At 34.6% G+C, this 20,940-nt stretch carries 18 protein-coding genes; 17 read left to right on the forward strand and 1 reads right to left on the reverse strand.

The features are described 5' to 3' along the window. The first annotated feature begins 30 nt into the window (after positions 1 to 30). From EO118_RS02550 to EO118_RS02630, 17 genes are all read left to right on the forward strand, one after another. Positions 31 to 1,149: an L-threonylcarbamoyladenylate synthase gene (locus EO118_RS02550; RefSeq protein ID WP_127068490.1), complete on the forward strand. Its 1,119-nt coding sequence runs from the start codon at positions 31 to 33 to the stop codon at positions 1,147 to 1,149. Positions 1,150 to 1,313: 164 nt separating this feature from the next. Further along, on the forward strand, positions 1,314 to 1,757 hold the full coding sequence (locus EO118_RS02555) for a low molecular weight protein arginine phosphatase (protein WP_127068491.1): 444 nt from the start codon (positions 1,314 to 1,316) through the stop codon (positions 1,755 to 1,757). A gap of 192 nt (positions 1,758 to 1,949) precedes the next feature. Next, positions 1,950 to 2,387 (forward strand): ribose 5-phosphate isomerase B, encoded by a 438-nt coding sequence (gene rpiB, locus EO118_RS02560; protein WP_127068492.1) that lies wholly within the window; start codon positions 1,950 to 1,952, stop codon positions 2,385 to 2,387. A 393-nt stretch (positions 2,388 to 2,780) separates the two neighbouring features. Further along, positions 2,781 to 3,710 (forward strand): hypothetical protein, encoded by a 930-nt coding sequence (locus EO118_RS02565; protein WP_127068493.1) that lies wholly within the window; start codon positions 2,781 to 2,783, stop codon positions 3,708 to 3,710. A gap of 178 nt (positions 3,711 to 3,888) precedes the next feature. After that, positions 3,889 to 4,443 (forward strand): hypothetical protein, encoded by a 555-nt coding sequence (locus EO118_RS02570; protein ID WP_127068494.1) that lies wholly within the window; start codon positions 3,889 to 3,891, stop codon positions 4,441 to 4,443. Positions 4,444 to 4,620: 177 nt separating this feature from the next. Next, on the forward strand, positions 4,621 to 5,913 hold the full coding sequence (locus tag EO118_RS02575; RefSeq protein ID WP_127068495.1) for a dynamin family protein: 1,293 nt from the start codon (positions 4,621 to 4,623) through the stop codon (positions 5,911 to 5,913). A gap of 17 nt (positions 5,914 to 5,930) precedes the next feature. After that, the gene (locus EO118_RS02580) at positions 5,931 to 8,213 is read left to right on the forward strand and encodes a dynamin family protein (RefSeq protein WP_127068496.1); all 2,283 of its coding nucleotides are present in this window, start codon (positions 5,931 to 5,933) and stop codon (positions 8,211 to 8,213) included. Positions 8,214 to 8,220: 7 nt separating this feature from the next. After that, positions 8,221 to 8,775 carry a hypothetical protein gene (locus EO118_RS02585; RefSeq protein WP_127068497.1) on the forward strand — a complete coding sequence of 185 codons (555 nt, stop codon included), beginning with the start codon at positions 8,221 to 8,223 and terminating at the stop codon, positions 8,773 to 8,775. Positions 8,776 to 8,777: 2 nt separating this feature from the next. Next, positions 8,778 to 9,305 carry a hypothetical protein gene (locus EO118_RS02590; RefSeq protein WP_127068498.1) on the forward strand — a complete coding sequence of 176 codons (528 nt, stop codon included), beginning with the start codon at positions 8,778 to 8,780 and terminating at the stop codon, positions 9,303 to 9,305. A 55-nt stretch (positions 9,306 to 9,360) separates the two neighbouring features. Then, positions 9,361 to 12,591 (forward strand): ATP-binding protein, encoded by a 3,231-nt coding sequence (locus EO118_RS02595; RefSeq protein ID WP_127068499.1) that lies wholly within the window; start codon positions 9,361 to 9,363, stop codon positions 12,589 to 12,591. Position 12,592: 1 nt separating this feature from the next. Then, a complete protein-coding gene (locus tag EO118_RS02600) occupies positions 12,593 to 13,579 on the forward strand; it encodes a DNA/RNA non-specific endonuclease (protein WP_127068500.1) in 987 nt (328 codons plus the stop codon). A gap of 15 nt (positions 13,580 to 13,594) precedes the next feature. Beyond that, the gene (locus EO118_RS02605) at positions 13,595 to 13,945 is read left to right on the forward strand and encodes a hypothetical protein (RefSeq protein WP_127068501.1); all 351 of its coding nucleotides are present in this window, start codon (positions 13,595 to 13,597) and stop codon (positions 13,943 to 13,945) included. 76 nt (positions 13,946 to 14,021) lie between these two features. After that, positions 14,022 to 14,783 carry a 5'/3'-nucleotidase SurE gene (surE, locus tag EO118_RS02610; protein ID WP_127068502.1) on the forward strand — a complete coding sequence of 254 codons (762 nt, stop codon included), beginning with the start codon at positions 14,022 to 14,024 and terminating at the stop codon, positions 14,781 to 14,783. Between the two features lie 262 nt (positions 14,784 to 15,045). Then, positions 15,046 to 15,612: a biotin transporter BioY gene (locus tag EO118_RS02615; RefSeq protein WP_127068503.1), complete on the forward strand. Its 567-nt coding sequence runs from the start codon at positions 15,046 to 15,048 to the stop codon at positions 15,610 to 15,612. 109 nt (positions 15,613 to 15,721) lie between these two features. Beyond that, on the forward strand, positions 15,722 to 16,426 hold the full coding sequence (gene bioD / locus EO118_RS02620) for a dethiobiotin synthase (RefSeq protein WP_127068504.1): 705 nt from the start codon (positions 15,722 to 15,724) through the stop codon (positions 16,424 to 16,426). A 214-nt stretch (positions 16,427 to 16,640) separates the two neighbouring features. After that, the gene (bioA, locus tag EO118_RS02625; protein WP_206168283.1) at positions 16,641 to 17,987 is read left to right on the forward strand and encodes an adenosylmethionine--8-amino-7-oxononanoate transaminase; all 1,347 of its coding nucleotides are present in this window, start codon (positions 16,641 to 16,643) and stop codon (positions 17,985 to 17,987) included. A gap of 78 nt (positions 17,988 to 18,065) precedes the next feature. Then, positions 18,066 to 18,905, forward strand: a complete 840-nt coding sequence (locus EO118_RS02630) for an Rpn family recombination-promoting nuclease/putative transposase (protein WP_127068506.1) — start codon at positions 18,066 to 18,068, stop codon at positions 18,903 to 18,905. A 162-nt stretch (positions 18,906 to 19,067) separates the two neighbouring features. On the opposite strand, the gene EO118_RS02635 is transcribed toward EO118_RS02630, so the two are convergent. Then, a complete protein-coding gene (locus tag EO118_RS02635) occupies positions 19,068 to 20,804 on the reverse strand; it encodes an NFACT family protein (RefSeq protein WP_127068507.1) in 1,737 nt (578 codons plus the stop codon). Positions 20,805 to 20,940: the final 136 nt, after the last annotated feature.

A 20,940-nucleotide genomic window follows, 5' to 3' on the forward strand; every position in this document is an offset into this window, starting at 1 on the left:
ATAATATTATAATAAGAAGGGAGGGACGATATGGAAGCATTAGATCCTATTGAGACACAGGTATTAACAACTGACGATGTGGAATTAGCAGGAACCTTGCTCCGGGTAGGAGATTTGGTGGCTATACCTACGGAGACGGTGTATGGCTTAGGAGCTAATGGGCTGGCAGCGGATGCGATGGATCGAATTTATGCAGCCAAGGGAAGGCCTTCTGACAATCCATTAATCTTACATGTATGCAACCAGTCTATGGTACATCGTTTAGTACGACATATCACTCCTTTAGAGCAAACCTTAATGGATACCTTTTGGCCAGGGCCATTGACGATCACCTTTGAAAAGTCTGCGCTAGTGCCAGAACGAGCGACTGGTGGACTTTCACGGGTGGCACTACGATGTCCAGCCCACGAAGTATGTCGTGAGATGATACGCATTGCTGGTGTACCTATTGCAGCACCTAGCGCTAATCGCTCAGGGCGACCGAGCCCGACTACGGCAGAAGCCGTCCTACACGATATGAAAGGACGCATTCATGCTGTAGTAGATGCAGGACCCTGTGAAATTGGTGTAGAATCTACAGTAGTACAAGTAGAAGGTGATACGGTAATTATCCTACGTCCCGGCGGTGTTACAAAAGAGATGCTGGAAATGGTGGCGGACCATGTGGTGTATGATACAGCCTTGCATGACCCGACAGAAGCGCCCAAAGCACCAGGAATGAAATATCGACATTATGCACCAGATATGCCTGTGCAGGTGTTGGTGGGTTCTTCATCGGCTGTGGTGGAATCTATACAATCCAAGGTACCTATGTATAAACGGATTGGTTTATTTCTATCCCAACAAACTTGGGACATACTAATAGAGGCATTAGGTATAAAACCAACCACTATATCTGAAGATACACATGTCAGTCAGCTAGCTTCATTCGGGGTAGGTGCTGACACTCAAGATATTGTTACGATTATTTTTGGTGAAACAGCGGAGCCCGTATCTTTGGCAAATCAATTGTATGAGGGGTTATTAGCTTTTAATGAAAAAGATGTGGACCTACTCATTGTAGAAGGTTGTAAAAAAGAAGGATTAGGCGTAGCTGTTATGAACCGCTTGGAAAAAGCTAGTGGCGGTCAAATATATATCATTGAGTAAGTTTTGAGTATTGTAATTTTAGAGTATTTTTATCTTTATAGTTTTATAGAAATCCTTAAAGAGCACATAGTGTTTATATCTTTGTGAGTGTTGCGATTCAATTAAAAATCCAGTGCTATTTAAAGGAGTATAAGAACTTTATATAATTATAATAGAGGTAGTAAATGAATTTATTATTTGTTTGTACAGGGAATACCTGTCGTAGTCCCATGGGGGAAGGAATTGCTCGTGCTGTTGGACGTGACCTTGGTATAGAGGTGGTAACTTTATCCACAGGTTTATTTTGTGTGCCAGGGGCTAAGGTGAGTGACGAAGCTGTGGAGGCAGTTCGAGAATTAGTAGGCGAAGATATTAGCGAGCACAGTTCTCGACCATTAAAAGTAGATTTTGTGAAAGCCGCAGATTATGTATTGGCGATGACAGAGGACCATAAAAAAATATTACTTCGCCAATTTCCTTTCGACAGTAAAAAAATTATGACCCTTGCTGAATTTGCTGGCGAAGTAGGCGATGTAGAAGACCCATTTGGACAATCTCAAGAAGTATATACAAAAACAGCGGAACAGATTGTGCGGTATGTACAACAAGGGCTTGCATTACATAAATAAGAATGTTCAATTTGGGTCATCAAATAGATTGGATACCATAGTATATAAAGAATACTATAATTGGTTGTATGTATACATCAACAATGCGGATATGTATCCATAATAGAGGCATGTATGAACAATATACGCGTATAGAGGTATTATTGATAAGATACTGTTTTATGAACCTAGTATTACATAAAGGAGGACAAAATGAAAGTAGCAGTTGGTTGTGATCATGGTGGATTTCATTTGAAAGAGGCTATTAAAAGCTTACTAGAAAAACAAGGTATTGAGTACAAAGATTTTGGAACATACTCCACAGATTCTATGGATTATCCAGATGTGGCTAAACCATTGGCAGAAGCAGTAGCAGCAGGTGAATTTGACCGTGGTATTTTGACATGTGGTACAGGTATTGGAATCGGTATTGCAGCGAATAAGGTAAAAGGCATTCGTGCTGCATTATGTCATGATACATTCTCTGCCCATGCTAGCCGTGAGCATAACAATGCAAATGTGCTCACTATGGGTGAACGTGTTATTGGTCAAGGCTTGGCATTAGATATCGTCGACATTTGGTTACATACTGAATTTGAAGGCGGTCGTCATGCAAAACGTGTGGATAAAATCTCCGCTATTGAAGAATAATACAAAATAATAATATCGAACAAAATAACGGCTAGTCCTAAAATGGGACTAGTCGTTTTTATGTTCGATGTAAGATGTACCTAGTCAATTCTTTTGGTTTGTACATGGTAGTACTACCAAAGAAACTACTACAAAAACTACCACGAAATCTACTACGAAAACTATCACCAAAACTATCACCAAAACTATTACTAAACAATCTTAAAAAAACAATATTTTATCTATAAACCTATTTACAATGACAAAATATGTCATTCTGCTTTTGTATAGTATACATATAGAAGTTGCCAAACCCTATTACATGAGAGAATAAGCTTTCATAAAGAAGAGGTGGCAAACGATAGGTTTAGGGTTCTGAGAAACCAAGTTATTTGTATAATACAGGAGGCTAGTATGAGTCGTAACAATGAAAGTGTAGACATTTCAGCAATTTTAGATGCCATTAAGGAAGCAAAAAGTTCTTTACAGGACATTATTGATGATATTCAAGATTCTGATTCAATAGAAGAAACTGTAAATGATGAAGTGTACTATTCTGGTTTAGATGTACCGTATGATGTATTAGACGAAGAGTTTAAAGAAAAGAAAGAGGCTAAGAAAGTAGCGGCTAAGGTGTTACAAGACTCTGTTTTTGAACCGATGATGTCCGAATTGAAACAATCTATTATCAATTATGTAAATCATACTGTATGGTATTATGAAGGTCGATTAGGAGATTGGATGAATAAGGTTTCTAAATACAGTATCTTACAAGATCTTGTGGATAGTGCTAGGTCGGAATGTTTTGATTTAGTAAATCGAAGAGATTATTATGAAAGCTTCAATGAACGAGTTGAAGACGTGTTAAGTGAATTACGTAAAGCAATTATGCTTGAATCAGACGGTAGTATCGTATTGGATGCCTCTTTCAAAACCTGTGATATTACAGTGGATGCGGAAGAAAGCTTAGAGGCTCTGGAGGCATTATATAAGGGAGAAGGATGGATTCAAGAGTTTATGGCTACAGTACGGAAAGAGAATGAGCTTTTAGATACTCAAATTGACAATATATTAGAATCGGACACGGAGTTTGATGATGACGATGCACAGATACATATTTGGAAAATCTCACAAACGATGCTTGAATATGAATATGAAAGTTTACAACAAGATTTAGAGTTTACATCTATTATGGGATTTGAGCCATTACAAGATATGGTGGATGACTTAATTCGGGTAAAACCTGCTAAAGAATATGAAGAAAAATTAGAAGCCCTATTAAGAGACCGATTTGCACTAGTGAATGAAAAAATCCAAGAATTGCGCATGGATGTGTCTTGGTAATAATTGTATATAAGCATTTGGTACATGTACTCTAGTTAGGAACCATGAAGAGTATCGTTGATATTCTAAATAGGGTATATAGAGATGATTACCTATGTAACATCTAGTAGAAGTAATAGTCGTCTTGCTCTAGATATGTATCTTGAGCAAGACCATTTTAAGAGAAGGAGAAATTAGCATGTGGGGTACATTAGAAACGATAGGATGTACAATTTTACGGTCTTGGGGTGTGAAAGTGATTTCAGAAAATGAACGGGTAGAAGCGTATGCAAAAGGAGAGGCTGAAGCAGAACGAATCTTTAAGCCGATTTATGAACAAATTCTTAGAGCATACGATAAAGAAGACTTTCAGATTGAATTGAACCGCAAAGAGTTTGAACATAAAGAATCGGTATTGAAAGATATACATATGGACTTGGGTATGAGCTCCATAACATCGGTAGGTGCTTTGTCTAACTTTTGTAAAACCCCTGAGTATATGAACGTTAAATTTATTGGCAAAGAAGATGTCCAAGAGTACAAAGAGGCTAAAGAAGAAGGGTATCGTAATAAAATTTCTGAGTACGAAAAGAGCATACAAGATGCTACCGATCGATTGACTGAGTTAATTACAAAAAAAGTGATGAAAAAACATGAACAAGATGCCAAAATAGAAGAATATAAAAAAGCTATACGAGACTATGTGAAAGAGTTGGAAAAGCAGGCGGTGCAGAATGTGGTGGGGAAGTTATAAGAGGGACTTTATAGTTTTTATGTATAATATGTATGAGTAAACATAAAGTATGTATGATATAATGAAAATAATAATGAAGTTTTAAAGTTTTATGAGAGCGCAAACCTATAATATAAGGGGGAGAGAAAAACTAATATATTTTTATTAATTTTTTACAAAAAGGAATTGGGTTAGTGTATGGATATTAATAAATTAGTTTTAAGTCAATATATCAAATCGCATCCTATAACTAGTGCGAAGAAGTATATGAGAAGAAATTACTTTTTAACTTTACAGTATCTTGTTACCTCAAGTGAACAGCAAGATTTATGGTCGAATAAGGTTATGGAACTCTATAGGAGTCAATGGAATCAATCTGATCAAACAGAACCGTATAAATCTGTGGGATTTATAACTAGAATGATTATAAGGAAATATAAGTTCAATCTATTGTTAGATGCTCTTTTCATATCAGCATTTTCAGATAGAAAATTTGGAGAGAATTTAGCTCATTCGTTTTTACTTATTTATGGAAAGAAATATTCTAAAAAAGTAAATATGATATTGTCAGTATTCTATAGTGGATATGAGGATTTTCTTAAAACTAAGATAAAAGAGATTGATAAAATTCTACCTATACTTTGCAAAAATCGAGATTTTTACAATCGTATAGCTAAAAAAGTCATCATTACAGCGAATATGAGTGCTGGAAAGTCTACCCTTTTGAATGCATTAGTTGGAAAAAATATAAATAAAGTTCAAAATATGGCTTGTACAGCAAAAGTACATTATATTTATAATAAATCTAATGAAGATGATTTAATTTATGAGTGGGATCACGATTTAGAATTAGATGCAACCTATGAAATTTTAATGGATGATAACCATAGTAATGAAACTTCTGACATTCATGTGGGAACTAGGTTTAGGTCTATAGTTGATGTTGATGAAAAAGTGTGCTTTATAGATACACCAGGTGTAAATTTTTCTATGGATGAGTCACATAAAGAGATTGCTAATATAGCGATACAAACAATGGAGTGTGATTTGCTGATATATTTGTTAAATGGTGAAAACTTATGCGCAGAAGACGATTTAGAACATTTAGAGTTTGTACATAAGAACTATAAAGGACCTATTATATTTCTAGTTAATAAAATGGATACGTATAGAAAAGGTGATGACTCTATTTCAGATACTATAAAGAAAGTAACGAGCTTTTTATCTGAAATAGGCTATGTAGACCCTAAGGTTTATCCAATATCTGCATATGCAGCACAACTGGGAAAACAAGCGATTTTTGAAGGCATAGAAGATGAAGAAGAGCAAGATTCGTTAAATACATTCCATAGAAAACTAAAAAAACCAGAATTTTCTTATTATACATATTATCCAGTAGAGGTCGATATATCGGAATATGAAAATAGAGAAGAGTATGAGCTATTAAAAAATAGTGGAATCTTACATTTAGAAAAAATGATTTATGGGTAAAACAAAGGAGAAGTATTATGCGTGAAGTTTATATCCAGTATAATCCTTACAAGGTAATGACAGAAGTATTGATTGATGGACAACCGGTAAAACAAAATAGTAAGTTGAGAATCTCGGAGGGAAAGAGATTACAAGAGTGGGTGGATGAATTACCTAATAGATTAGTAGATGAATGTGCAACTAAACAATTTAACTTAACATTTCATGGTACAACATTTGATTATGAAGATGTTGTATGTATTGCAAATGAGGCAAAAAAAAGGAATATTGACATACATTTGAATCATAAACCAGCAAAGGAAATTGCACAAAAAGAAGAGCAGATTGCAAAGATATTTGAAAAAATTAAAACAGGACCTATAGATTCATTAAGAGAAAAGTCTGTTATTAATGCGTTTGAAAAGGCCTTCTCAAGTGATTTTGAGGTCAATGTAATTGCGACTATGAGTTCAGGTAAATCCACATTAGTTAATGCATTATTAGGTGAAGATTTAATGCCATCTAAAAATGCTGCTTGTACGGCAATTATTACAAAGATTAAAGATAATGATAAGGACGAATTTACAGCTTCTGTATATAATAAGGAAGGTAAGTTAATAGAAGAGGTTCCTAACTTAACAAGAGATGATATGGAGAAGTTTAATGCCGATACATCTGTTGGAACGATTGAAATAGAAGGAAATATACCGTTTGTAGGGGCTGATGATATGGCATTAGTTCTTATTGACACACCTGGTACGAATAACTCTCAAGATAGAGCTCATAAAGAAACAACTTATACATTATTGGATGAGTCATCAAAGACGTTAATATTGTATATTTTAAATGCAACACAATTACAAACGAACGATGACAAAACGTTGCTTTCTGATGTAGCTAAAAGTATGAAAAGTGGTGGAAAGCAATCTAGGGATCGATTTATCTTTGTATTAAATAAAGCAGATGCATATGATATAAAAAAAGAACCTCTTGATATTATATTAGAGGATGCTAAATTATACTTAGAAAATCAAGGCATTGAAAATCCAGCTATTTATCCAATTTCTGCAAAAACAGCACTAGATATTAGAACTATATTAGGAAAGTCTGATGATGAGGAAGATATAGAAACTGTAAATAGTTTAATGAAAAAATATACTGTATTTAATAAAGATAACCAACGCAGCTTTGAACTACGTGCACCACTTCCTAAATCAGTTAAAGATAATATTCAAGAAAGACTTGATTCTGCAATAAAAAATGAAGATATTCCTATGCAATCTCTTATTCATTGCGGTATGATTTCTTTAGAAGAGGCTATTCGATTGTATGTTTTAAAATATGCAAAAACTGCAAAAATAAAAAATGTAGTTGACTCTTTCCGTGGAAAACTTGAAAGCCAACAAGCTATGGATAATTTGGCGAAAGAAATTCGGGAGAATAAGTCTGAACGAGAAGAAATAAAAAAACAGATTAATTCTGTAAAAGAAAAGCTAAATGATGGTAAGAAAGCCAATGAGTTCAAGTCGACAATTAGCACTTTAAATGAGAAAACAATTACAGCGGTAGTAGAAGATGCACAGCATATTTTAAGTGAGGCTGCGGGTCAAGTAAGAAGTTATATTGATCAATATAGAGGTCAAAATCGAGTAGGAAAAAGAGAGGCAGCGAAAAAAGCAAGAGAACTGAAAAAGAGTGTTGAAGATATTCAAGTTAAAGTAAAGGTCGCATTAGATAACTTAATTTCTAATCAATTTCAAGGCGAATTAGAATATGTTTTTGTAGAATATCAAAATAGACTTAAAGGTCTCGTTGAAGGTGTTGGGGACTACAAATTAGATTTAAACCTTACAACTATTATGAAGGATCAATTAGAAGTTGATTTAGACCAAGTTTTAGATAATTCAACTAGAGTCGTTCGTGAAGTTGTTGAAGAAAGATGGGTAGCAAACACTAATAAGAAATGGTATAAACCCTGGACATGGTTTGATGATGCTGGATACTATGAAGATGTTTATGATAATGTTGAATATGTAGATTTAGGGCAATTTGCTGATACGTATTTAGAACCATTTGAAACTTCATTGTATAAAAATGTTGAAGATACTATTGCATATGCTAAAGATGAAAGTGAAAAACTAAGAGTTAATTGTCTGAAAAAATTTGAAGACTTAGATAAGGTGTTGGAACAAAAATTGGAAGAGTTAGAAAGTTACACAAAAGATGATGAATCTTTAAAAGTTAAAATTCAGGAAGCAGAATCTCGTCTTGAATGGATTAAAGGGATATTAAAAGAAGTTGATGCGATTCTAGAAATTTAGGAAAAATATGGAAATTTCAAATAAATTTAAAGATGCGGTAAGAGAAAAAGATATAGTAAAGATTCGGGTTATGTTAAAAAATGGTTTACTTATAGATACTACTTTTCGCGTATTTGAAAGTATGAAATTATATGCCGAATCCCAAAATGTGAATTTTTGGGCAGTACCTCAACAACCGGTAAATAAAAAAATAGAATCTTCATGGTCTAAATCTCTTTTGGATGAAGAATTAGCAATTTTAATTCGAGACTTTACAGAAGAACGATTGGAATATATAAAGTTACTTATTAGACATTTATATGGGGCAGAACAAATAGCGGAAACTAAAAATATATCTAATAGTCCATATAGATCTATAAATCAAAAGTACGACCCAGTAAAGAGGGGGAAAAAAGATAATCGTCCATATTATAACGTGCTCGAGAGAAAAGCTAAATCTATTCAACGAATTATTAATGAATCTACAAGAATAAAGGCTTGGAAAAAAGAAGATATTAGGAATATTTTAAAATATGCTAATGAAATAGAGGCTGCATGTGTTGAGATTTTAAAGGAGGAATAATTATGGCAATTTCAGAAGAAGTAATAAAAGCCGTTCAAGAAGGCAATCGAACAAAGGTAAAAGTTATGTTGAAGAATAGACTATTAATTGATTTAGGTGGCAATGTATTTCAAGAGCATTTGGAATATGTGAAACGTAACATGCCTAGTTTAATTGTGGAACATGATGGAGAAGTATTAAAGAAATCTGAAGAGTGGACTGATGATTATGCTAATATTCAGCTTGCAAAATTAATTACCAATTTTTCATTGGAACGAATTGATCTATTAGTAAGAATGTTACCGATACTAGATGCCAAAAAAGCTCAGACTCAATCTACAAATAGTATCAATAATGGAAAGAAGTCAACACGAACTGTGGTACGAAGACCATCTACAAAAAGAGATGCAGGATTAGCGATGTGTGTACTAGGTACAATTGCCGCAGCTACTGGAATAGCATTAAAAACATCTATTGCAGTACCATTAGTAGGAGGTGCAGCTGTAGTGGCAGGTGTTGCAATGTGCTTATCTGAAGATGAGGAAAAATAATTAAGGTATTTCATTTAGATGTTTGAATGCTACCGTTTGATAGGGAGAGTAGTGTATGAGTAGTGAATTAATGAATAGGGTAGAAACATCAGTTGCACCAAATAAAGAGGCTCTCAGAGAAGGCTATAATAGAGCTCTAACTATGGTTGATGATATTATTTTAAAAAATTATATGAATGATTTATCTACGTTAGAAGTAGTTCCTCTTAATGAAGACTTGGTAAAGCGTAATTTATACGATAATGTTAGACTTTTTAAAATCACAAAGATGGTATATGAAAAAGATGAGTTTTCATCGTATAAGTTTGCTAGCGTTTTTAATACATTAACATCTTCAGACGCCTCAATCTTTATTATTATTGATAGTAATGGGGAAAACACAGATTTCTATATGGGGATACGTGCTATTGATTCTAATAAATCACCAAGTAGTTTGTGTGAAACTCTTAAACAAGCGATGGTCGGGCAATTTCCTGGTATTCATACTGAGTTTTGTGACTTAGATGATACGAAAAGAATGCTAGAAAACTTAAAAGTTAATAGTATTTCTGCTGTATCTACAGTTGCAAATAACCGTGATGAAGGTTTGAATACTAACCAAAATTTTGTACAAGGTTTAGAAAAGTTAATGTACTCTATGCAAGGCCATACCTATACAGGGGTTATTTTGGCAAAGGGCACTGATCAAAAGCAAATTCGAGAACTTAGAAAATCATATGAATGCTTATACACTCAATTGTCACCCTTTGCTAGCATGCAAATTAATTATGGAGAAAATTCTGTTAAAGGAATAAATGAAAGTCGTAGTATAGGGAAAAATACAACTAAATCTGATACTAAAAGTAATTCCAAATCATATAGTTATAGTGAGTCCAAAAGTACTTCAGAAGAGAATAAAACATCCAAAATTCTAAAAGCAACGGGGGCGGCCATTGGTATTGTTGGAGGGTTATTAGCACCTATGACAGGTGGAGCTAGCTTAGGTCTGATAGGTGCAGTCGGTGCAGTTTCAGGTAGTTTAACAATAGCAGGAGGGGCGTTATCTAAGACAACAAATAATGGAACTTCTAGCACAAGCTCAAATTCAGAAAGCTATAGTGAATCTATATCAGAAGGAACCTCTGATACTAAAACTGTAGGATCAAACTTGTCATTAGGTTTATCGTCAGCTATGACATTAACTGCGCATGATAAAACTGTTGAAGGGATATTAGAACGTATAGATAAGCAGTTGGAACGTATGGATGAGTTCGAAAGTTTAGGGATGTATGAATGTGCAGCGTATTTTATATCTGAAGAAGAATATGTGGCAGAAATGGCAGCGACAACATACAAATCGATTATGCGAGGTGAAAACTCCGGAATAGAAGTTTCAACAACTAATACATGGAATATTTCTAATCAGGAATATGAAACGAGACAAATAGAATCCTATGTTAAGAATTTCATTCATCCAGTTTTTATTTATCCTAATGAATATAATAATATAGAAGTAACTCCATGTGCGTTAGTGAGTGGTAATGAACTTGCTATACATATGGGTCTACCAAGAAAGTCTGTTCGTGGATTGCCAGTCGTAGAGCATGCAGATTTTGCTAAAGAAATAGTTACTTATGAGAGACGAGATGAAGACTCAGGGATCGTATTAGGAAAAATATATTCTATGGGGCAAGAAACTGCTAGTAAGGTAAGGATTGATGTTCCTAGTCTTGCAATGCATACTTTTGTGACGGGATCTACTGGTTCTGGTAAAAGCAATACGATGTATGGCTTGATAAAACAAGCACAAATGAATGGAGCTACATTCATGGTTATAGAGCCAGCTAAGGGTGAATACAAGCATATATTTGGAAATCAGGCTAATGTTCATGTATTTGGTACTAACCCAGCATTTAGTGAGTTATTAAAAATTAATCCTTTTAAATTTCCTGATAATATTCATGTTTTAGAGCACATAGATCGTTTAATTGAAATATTTAATGTATGCTGGCCCATGTATGCGGCTATGCCAGCTGTGTTAAAAGATGCTGTATTAAAATCTTACCAAGACTGTGGTTGGAATCTTGAGACGTCTAAAAATAAATATAATATTACTATGTATCCTACTTTCAAGGATTTAGAGGATGCCTTAATTCATGTTATAAATGAATCGGCATATTCTGGTGAAATGAAAAGTAATTATATTGGTTCTTTAGTGACACGTGTCAAGTCGTTAACAAATGGATTAAATGGACAAATATTTACTGATAAAAATATTCCTTCTGAAATACTATACGATGAAAATGTCATTATTGATTTAAGTCGAGTAGGCTCAATGGAAACCAAATCCCTAATTATCGGGTTATTGATTATGGGACTTAGTGAATATAGAATTTCTTCATCTAATTCTATGAATATTCCTTTTAAGCATATGGCTGTATTAGAAGAAGCTCATAATATTTTAAAGCGAACATCTACGGAACAAAATAACGAAAGTCCTAGTTTAATGGGTAAATCTGTTGAAATGATTAGTAATGCTATTGCTGAAATGAGGACTTATGGGGAAGGGTTTGTTATAGTTGATCAATCTCCTAGTGCGGTAGATATAACTGCAATACGTAACACTAATACAAAAATTATTATGAGATTACCTGACGAAAATGATAGAAGATTTGTAGGAAAAGCAGCGGGATTAGATGATGACCAAATAGATGAAATTGCTAAGTTACCTAGAGGAGTTGCAGCTGTTTATCAAAATGATTGGATAGAGCCAGTTTTGTGTAAAATTAGCCTTTATAAGGCTAAAGATGAAATTTATCAGTATCAAGCTGTTACTAAATTAAACACTTCTACAAACTATGTAAAAAAACATATGATAGAATTATTGTTTCAAAAACGTATGCACTCAAGTATCAAAGTGGATATTGAAAAACTCGTTGTAGAACTCAATAAGGCAGATATAAGGAATAAAAATAAAATTTGGATATTAGACTTAGCAAAAGAGTATAAGAAGAATAAGAGTTTGAATATATGGAAAGATATTTATTATTTACATCTAGCTGAAAGAGTCTTTCGTTTACTTGAAGCAAGGGAATGGTTTGGTATAACTCTGAAAAAAAATATAGATATTAGTAATTTGCATAAGCAGCTAATAGAGGAAGTTGATGCAAGGATTTATAGCTTATCGCAGGAATATAAAATTGAAGTATTAAAAAGTTTATTTTCTTATATTGCATCATATGAGAATAGTATTGAGGAAAGATATAAAGAGTGGAGCACTTACATAGGGCAGAAAGGAAATAAATAAAATGAAAATCTCTGATGTGAAAGAAAATATAAATCTAGATATCCCAGATATCCCAGATATCCACGATTTCCCTGATTTACCATATATCCCTGATATACCAAATTTTCCTAAACTACCAGATTTACCAGATCCATTAGATGATTGGGAAGATAAACTTCCAAAACTTAATATTCCAAAAGATATTATTACTGAAGCTAGAGACTCAGCCATGGAATCCTCATATTTATCAGGTGAAGATAATCTTTATAATTATGGGATATTATATGAGAATACAATATATGATATAGAAGGAGATCTGTTTGAAACAGATGATAATGGTATAATTTATAAAAAGAATGGAGAATTATTACCTAATGTAATTTTTGAAAAAAATGGATATACCTATACAACAGATGAAAGAGGTCGACAAGTTTCCTGGGAGGGGGAATCAAAATATGCGCCGGATAACGAAAGAGATAATCAGGCACAAAGTGAAGCAGGTGGCATTGATAGACAAGAATATGATGATGGTGGTCACCTAGTGGCTAGAGTTTTAGGTGGCTCTGAAGGAAATGAAAATATAGTGGCTATGAGAGATACAATTAATCGAGGAGACTATAAACGTTCAGAGAATGAAATTGCTGAAGCTAAAAAATCTGGTAAAGAGGTATACGATTCTGGTAAGGTTATTTATGAAGGCGATTCTACGAGACCAAGTAAAATTGAAAGAACTTATACTATTGATGGAAAAAAAACAGAGCTAGTAGTTGATAATAAAGTAGGATCTAAGGAATTGTTGGATGACATTAGTGATGATATTTCTGTAGAAGATCAAGAATATTTAGAAACTGAATTTCATTTGCTGGAAGATGATGGTGATATTATTTCTATAACATCGATGAAACGGGAATATGATGCAGATGGTAATCTAAGCACGGTAATTTTGAGATTCAAGATTGAATCAACAGGTGAAAGAGGCATTGCTATAATTTCTGATGACGAAAATTAAATAAAAGGGAAAATAATGGAAAATACAATTATAAATGAATTAAAAAAAATCAGTTTAAGTGGAATTCATTCAGTTTATCTCCTTGGAATCGTTACAAAAACAAGAAGTGAAATTATTTTTTATGCAGAATATAACGGTATTATGAAGCAAGGTACCGAGTTAGCTGAAGAGGGGGTAATTCCTTTACTACTTGAAGAAGGATTATATAAAAATATTACTGCTGCAATTCGTAGTAATGAAAACTTTGATAGTAGTGTAACGAATGTTGTTGTTGTTAATAAAAATATAATAAAATTTACCTATAAAGATATAAAAGAATCAGCGGTGTCTATAAAGAAAGAATGGAAAAAAACTTTAGGTTTATAAAACTACCTATATAGCAATAATAGTCATTTTCCTATACAATAGTAGATATATTATTACTATGTAGATAGGAGACACTATGCATATTTTATTAACAAATGACGATGGCTTATGGGCCCCAGGGATACAAGGATTAGCACAGGAGTTAGCAAAGCACCATCGAGTAACAATGGTGGCACCTAAGGTGGAGCAAAGTGCAAAATCTAGTGCGTTAACGGTACAAGTGCCGATTCGAGCAAAAGAGATGAGTGAAGAGGGTGACAATCCAAGAATGCTCTTTGTAGAGGGCACGCCAGTAGACTGCGTGAAGTTTTCTTTATCTTATTTATTAAAAAATGATCGTCCTAATCTAGTTGTATCTGGTATTAATCATGGATTTAATTTAGGATCTGATGCGGTGTATTCAGGTACTGTCGGTGCCGCGTTAGAAGGGTTGATGTACGATATTCCATCTTTGGCTTTATCGCTTGAGAAATATAGTGTCAAACGTATGGAAGAGATATTACCATTTATTACTGATTTTATCAAAGTCATGTATGAAGTGGGCAAATACCAAGGGTTGTTAAATGTTAACTTCTTAAAAGAGGGGCCTGTTGGTTGGGACCAAGTAAAAGTATTCCATCAAGGTTTTCAAGAGTACACGAATGTTATCGATGTTCGTAAGGATGCCAAAGGCAGAGAGTACTATTGGATTGTAGGAGACCAAGGTTTTCTTAAAGAAGATAAACCAACCGATGTAGGACATATCAAGGAAGGGTATATCTCTGTGGTGCCTTTGACGTGGAAACAAGAAGATACAGATCAAATTCCAGTAGTAGAAGGGTTAATCGCAAATAAATAGCGTGCAGTCATAAAAGTTTTACATCCCTATGGAGGTTGTATTAACTTTTACATATGTTTATAGTCTATTTATACATTTGGGGTATATCTAGTAATATAGAAACGATCTATATATCAAAGTAAATGATATATTAGGTCGTTTCTTTTTATTGTAAACTCCTAGTAATTATATTGGAGTTGACAATGAAAAATAATAGTGATTTAATACTACTTGAAAGACATTTTTTATCATCTTATGTTGTCGATCAAGGGAGGATCGTATCATGAAAGAAGAAACAAATGTAACAGGAACGATGAGTGCAAGACAGATTACGATGACTGCATTATTTGTAGCATTGGTAGCAGTAGGAGCGTTTATTAAGATTCCTATCCCGAATTTACCATTTACCTTGCAATTACTCTTTACTACATTAGCTGGTCTCATTTTAGGAAGTCGTTTAGGTGGTATGAGCGTAGCAATGTACATTATTCTTGGACTTGTCGGGGTGCCGGTATTTACAGAAGGTGGCGGGTTCATGTACATCTTCAAACCGACATTTGGCTATCTTGTAGGCTTCGCTATTGGTGCTTTTGTGGCAGGTCGCATGATAGAAAATGCAGGGGTAGTTACTTTCAAAAAATTATTAACCGCATCCTTTGTGAACTTACTTATCGTGTATGCTCTAGGTATGGTTTACTTGTATGAAATCATGGATTTATATCTAGCAAAACCAATTGGTCTAGAAACATTATTTATCTATTGCTTTGCATTGCCAGTGATTCCAGATATTTTCCTTTGCATCTTGGCAGCTTTCATTGCAAAACGATTACTTCCGATTTTAAAACGATAGTGAACATAACAGATTTAATATAAGGTGCATATACACGTTGGTATGCACCTTATGTTGATACTTGTAAAATTCACCGCAGGTGATGAAGAACGTAGGAAAGGACAAAATCATGACAACAACTCAAAGCCCAAAAGGCTTATATATATTAGGCACAGGAACAGATGTAGGCAAAACATATATTACTGCCTTATGGCTCAAAAAAATTCGTGAAGCAGGTCACGATGTGGCGTATTATAAAGCGGCAGTTAGTGGTGCTTCTAGTATTTCTGAAAGTGATGCAGGGTATGTGAAACAAGTGGCAGGACTTTCACAAGCAGATGAGACTTTATTATCCTATGTATTTGATGAGGCCGTATCTCCCCATTTGGCGGCTCGTCATGAAGGAAAGGTTATCGATAGGACTGTAGTGAATCGAAATTTCTGTCACGTTGCTAACACACATGCATACACAACTGTAGAAGGTAGTGGAGGAATTATTTGCCCATTGCATGTGACAGATACAGAGTTGTACATGCTAGAAGATGTGGTAAAGGATTTACAGCTGCCAACCATAGTGGTAGCCACAGCAGCACTTGGCACGATTAATAGCACGGTATTGACAATTCATTATTTGCAATCCAAAGGTATCTCTGTAAAAGGGATTATTGTAAATCAATATACAGGAAATCCTATGGAAGAAGATAATTGTATAATGATAGAACGATTGACAGGCATTCCTGTATTAGATCGAGTAGGACCTGGTGAAACAGCATTACATATGGATGTGGAGACTATGCTAGCGTGCTACGAGGATATTGTGAATCCACATGCATAAGTAGTTATATAGGAGATATGTTTTTTTAGTAATGTAATGTTAGTGTTAAACTTTATTTTAGAAGTTTATATAATTACGGATAGATACATTTAAAAGATACATTATTGAAATGTATAGTTAATACAATTACTAATGGTGCTATATATGAGATATACATATCTGAAACATCGTTTAAAAATTATAATATAAATGTACGAGAGGTATAGGTATACACATGAAAGATTGGGCAAAAAAGGATTTAGAATTAATTTGGCATCCATGTTCTCAAATGAAAGATTATGAAACATTGCCACCTATTGTGATCGACCATGCAAAAGGTTGTTATTTATATGATGTAGAGGGAAAAGAATACATAGATATCATCAGTTCTTGGTGGTGTAATTTATTGGGTCATTGCCATCCAAAGGTAAATGAGGCTATTAAACACCAATTAGATACATTAGAACATGTTATTTTCGCAAACTTCAGCCATCGTCCAGCCATCACATTGGCGGAACGATTGAAAGAAGTGGTGCCAGAAGGATTAACACGCTTTCATTTCAGTGATAATGGTTCTGGCGCTGTAGAATGTGCCTTGAAAATGGCGTTCCAATATCATTATCAAACAGGTCATCCAGAACGTCAAAAATTCTTATGTCTCAGTGAAAGTTACCATGGTGAGACCATTGGTGCTTTATCTGTAGGCAGTATGGATCTATTTGCAGAAATTTACAAACCAATGTTGATGGATCAAACAATCCATACACAAGGACCAGACTGTTATCGTTGCCCTTATGATAAAACTCGTGAGACTTGTTCCTGTGAATGTTTTGAGCATATGGAAAAAGATTTTGCAGCACATGGTTCCACATTGGCAGCGGTTATTGTAGAACCGTTGATTCAAGGTTGCGCAGGAATGAAAATGTATCCTCCAGAGTATTTACGTAAGTTACGTGATCTTTGCGATCGTTACGGAGTATTGCTAATTGCTGATGAAATTGCAACAGGCTTTGGTCGTACAGGTAAATTATTTGCCTTTGACCATGCAGGAGTGTCGCCAGATATCATGACTGTCTCTAAAGCTTTGACTGGTGGTTACATGCCGATGTCTATTACAGTAGTATCTGAAAAAATTTACCAAGCTTTCTACGATGATTACCATACGATGAAAGCGTTCATGCATAGCCATACCTATAGTGGTAACCCATTGGGATGTGCGGCAGCCTTAGCGGTGTTAGATACTTTGCGAGATGAACATATTTTAGAACAAGCGGAAGAAATGGGTAACTATTTACATGATGCCTTAATAAAAGCATTAGGAAATCACCCAAATGTAGGTGAAATTCGTTGCATGGGATTAATTAACGCTATCGAACTTGTTACCAACAAAGAAACAAAAGAAGGCTTTGATGGCTCCTTACGCATGGGATATCAAATCTATAAAAAAGCATTGGATAGAGGATTACTGCTACGTCCATTAGGCAATGTTATCTATTTCAATCCTCCTTTAACCATTGATAAAGAGACCATTGATGTCGCTATCGAACGAACAGTACAAGCTATGGCAGATGTATTAAGTTAGTATTCAAAAATCAAAATATAACTCGTTAATCCATCATCTTTGTGCTATAATTTAGGTAGAAAAAGGAGTGTGAATCCTATGTCTATCAAACCTTATGAAGAACTTACGATACAAGATAATTTTATCTTTCAGAAAGTTATGCGTAATAAACGCATTTGTAAGCAAACACTAGAAAGACTTTTAGATATTGATATTAAGGATATAGAATATCTAGAAGAAGAGAAAACTATTGATGTTCGCTTGGATAGCAAGAGTGTGCGACTAGATGTATTTGTGAATGATGATAAAGGAACTATCTTTAACATCGAAATGCAAACTAGCAAAGATATGAAGGAGCTTATTAAAAGAGCCCGATATTATCAGAGTGCAATAGATATTGATAGTTTAGAAAAGGGGCAGCACTATTCAGAACTAAATGATGCATACGTTATTTTTATATGTACATTTGAAGTATATCCAGATAAACTTCATAAGTATGACTTTAAAAATGTATGCCTGCAGAATACGCGTAGACACCTGAATGATGGGACTCATAAGATTTTCTTGAGTACTAAGGGTGAATTAGATGATATATCTAAACCCCTAAAATATTTTTTAGATTATATAGATGGAAAAGAGCCTGAAGATAGTCTGATGTGTGAGATTGATAGTGAAGTTCATACGATAAAACAATGTGATGAATGGAGGCGAGATTATATGACTTTGGCATTTGAAATGGAGAATAAATTAAAAGAAGGAATTGAAATAGGTAGAGAAGAAGGTAGAGAAGAAGGTAGAGAAGAAGGCCGAACTGAAGGTAAGGTAGAAGCTGTTATTGGAATGCTTAAGGAGAAGCTGTCCGTAGAGATGATTTCTCGTATTACAAAATTAACAGCGGAGCAAATTACTGAAATTGGCAAAATGAATGCATTGTTATAGTAGTGCCATATATAATGAATTAGAATAATAAAAGGCTGTAAGCAAAAAATACGAATGCTTACAGCCTTTTTCTACAATGTGTATAAACTTTTATGTAATCGTTAAATATATTGCATATCTGAATGAATCAAAGTATAGCGTGTTGAGATTATACACAAATAATCAATTGTTGTGGTTATTTTCTGTATACCCTTCAGGTGCTTTAGGTTCTACTACAATGTCGTTATGGGTGTTAAAGATGACATACCCCAAAGGTGATCCAGGTGGCTTTTTAATATGTTTCACTAAGGTGTAGTCCACGGTTACTTTAGACGTATCTTTTCCTTTGCTAAAGTACGCAGCGATTTGCGCAGCGGCTTCAATCATTTTAATATCTGGCTCTATATCTGAACGTAAGATAACATGAGATCCTTGAATATGCTGTGTATGTAACCATAGGTCATTAGGTTTAGCCCAACGGTTGGTGAGGTATTCATTTTGTTGGTTATTTTGTCCTACATATACGTCACCATTAGGAATAGTAAAATGCAAGAAATTATCTTTTTTAATCTTGAAAGGAATTGGTTTTTTCGATTGTCGCAAAATGCCTGCACTTTCACATTCACTGCGAATTTCTTGAACAGACTGTTTGGTCGTAGCTAAAGATAAACTGTATTGTATGGATTCCAAATAAGAAAGGCGCATGGTGCTTTGTTCTAGTTGGTATTGACCATTTTTCGTGCGATTTTTCATCTTCCGATATAGTTTATAATAAGCTTGCGCATTTTCTGTAATGGATAATGGAGGATCCAATGGGATTGTAATATCTTCAGCCGAGTCAGATAATACATTTTGCACTGTTACTTCCGACTCATAGTGGTGAGGCAAGTAGCTATAAATCATGAGCAAATCCCCATAGGATTTATACATATCAGCTTTGGATGTGTCATCTAGCTCAGCTTGAATTTTTTCGTGACGACCTTCTTCTTTTTTGATAGCGGCGGCGATAATTTTTTCTAACTCTTTTCCTGCCGTATGAATGGCTCCTAGTTTTGCCACATCCTGTGAAAGGGCCTCAGAAATTGTTGGATACTGGATAGTATCAACAATGGTGTGGGGGGAACATTCACAGAGTGGAATAGGCGTTAACAAGCGTTTACCAGTAGCCGTGGTGTATTGGAATAATCCTTGTGCCCTAAGAAGTTGGGATTGCAAATTAGTAAGTCCTTCGGTGATGCTATTGATGAACTCCGCTGTCATCGGTGTCGTAGGAGTTAGCCCCATACGATAACATAGATTATCTAATAGGACAGGACCAAAACCATTGAAGATGTGACGAATCGTATTGCCCACTGTATCTTGGGAAAAGGATAGTAGCAACTGCGTTATTTCATGACTAGAGAATTGCATGAGGTCAACACGAGATGTATTAGGCGGTAATTCATAGGGTAATTTAGGTGCCACTGAACGCACACGATTCATAAGTGGTGTGACATGAACAAGGGATTCTAAAATGATGCCATCTTGTACGAAAATGCAGTTGGAATATTTACCCATTAGTTCTACATAGATTTCATTTACAACGATGGAACCATCTAAGCCTAATTTGTCGGCAGTGATGCGGATGATACGGTCTCCGTGAAGTTGCTCGATATTGGTAATGCGAGCTCCTTCAATGTGTTTCCGTAAATACATAATGAGGGAGGTGGGCTCCTTTGGAGCATCTACTATTTTATCTGTTACATAGATAGAGGGAGCACTACCTACGGTAATCACTAAGTAGGGACTTGTGGTAGGTGTATTAATTTTTAAAAGTATACTTGTTTTATCAATCTGCTGAATACGTTGGATCTGACCGTTTCCGACTTGCTCGTTCAGTTCTCGTATTAATACAGACAATGTTAAACCATCTAAATTCATGGGAATCCTTTCGTTATAGGTGTATTGTTATATCTGAAAGTGTAACGTATCAGTGAAATCATACTTCGATACTATACAAAAGACATAGCTATTTATTTATAAGATTACATAAATGATTGATATTACATGGTATATT

This window comes from Veillonella sp. 3891 (genome assembly GCF_003992315.1).
GTDB lineage: Bacteria > Bacillota > Negativicutes > Veillonellales > Veillonellaceae > F0422.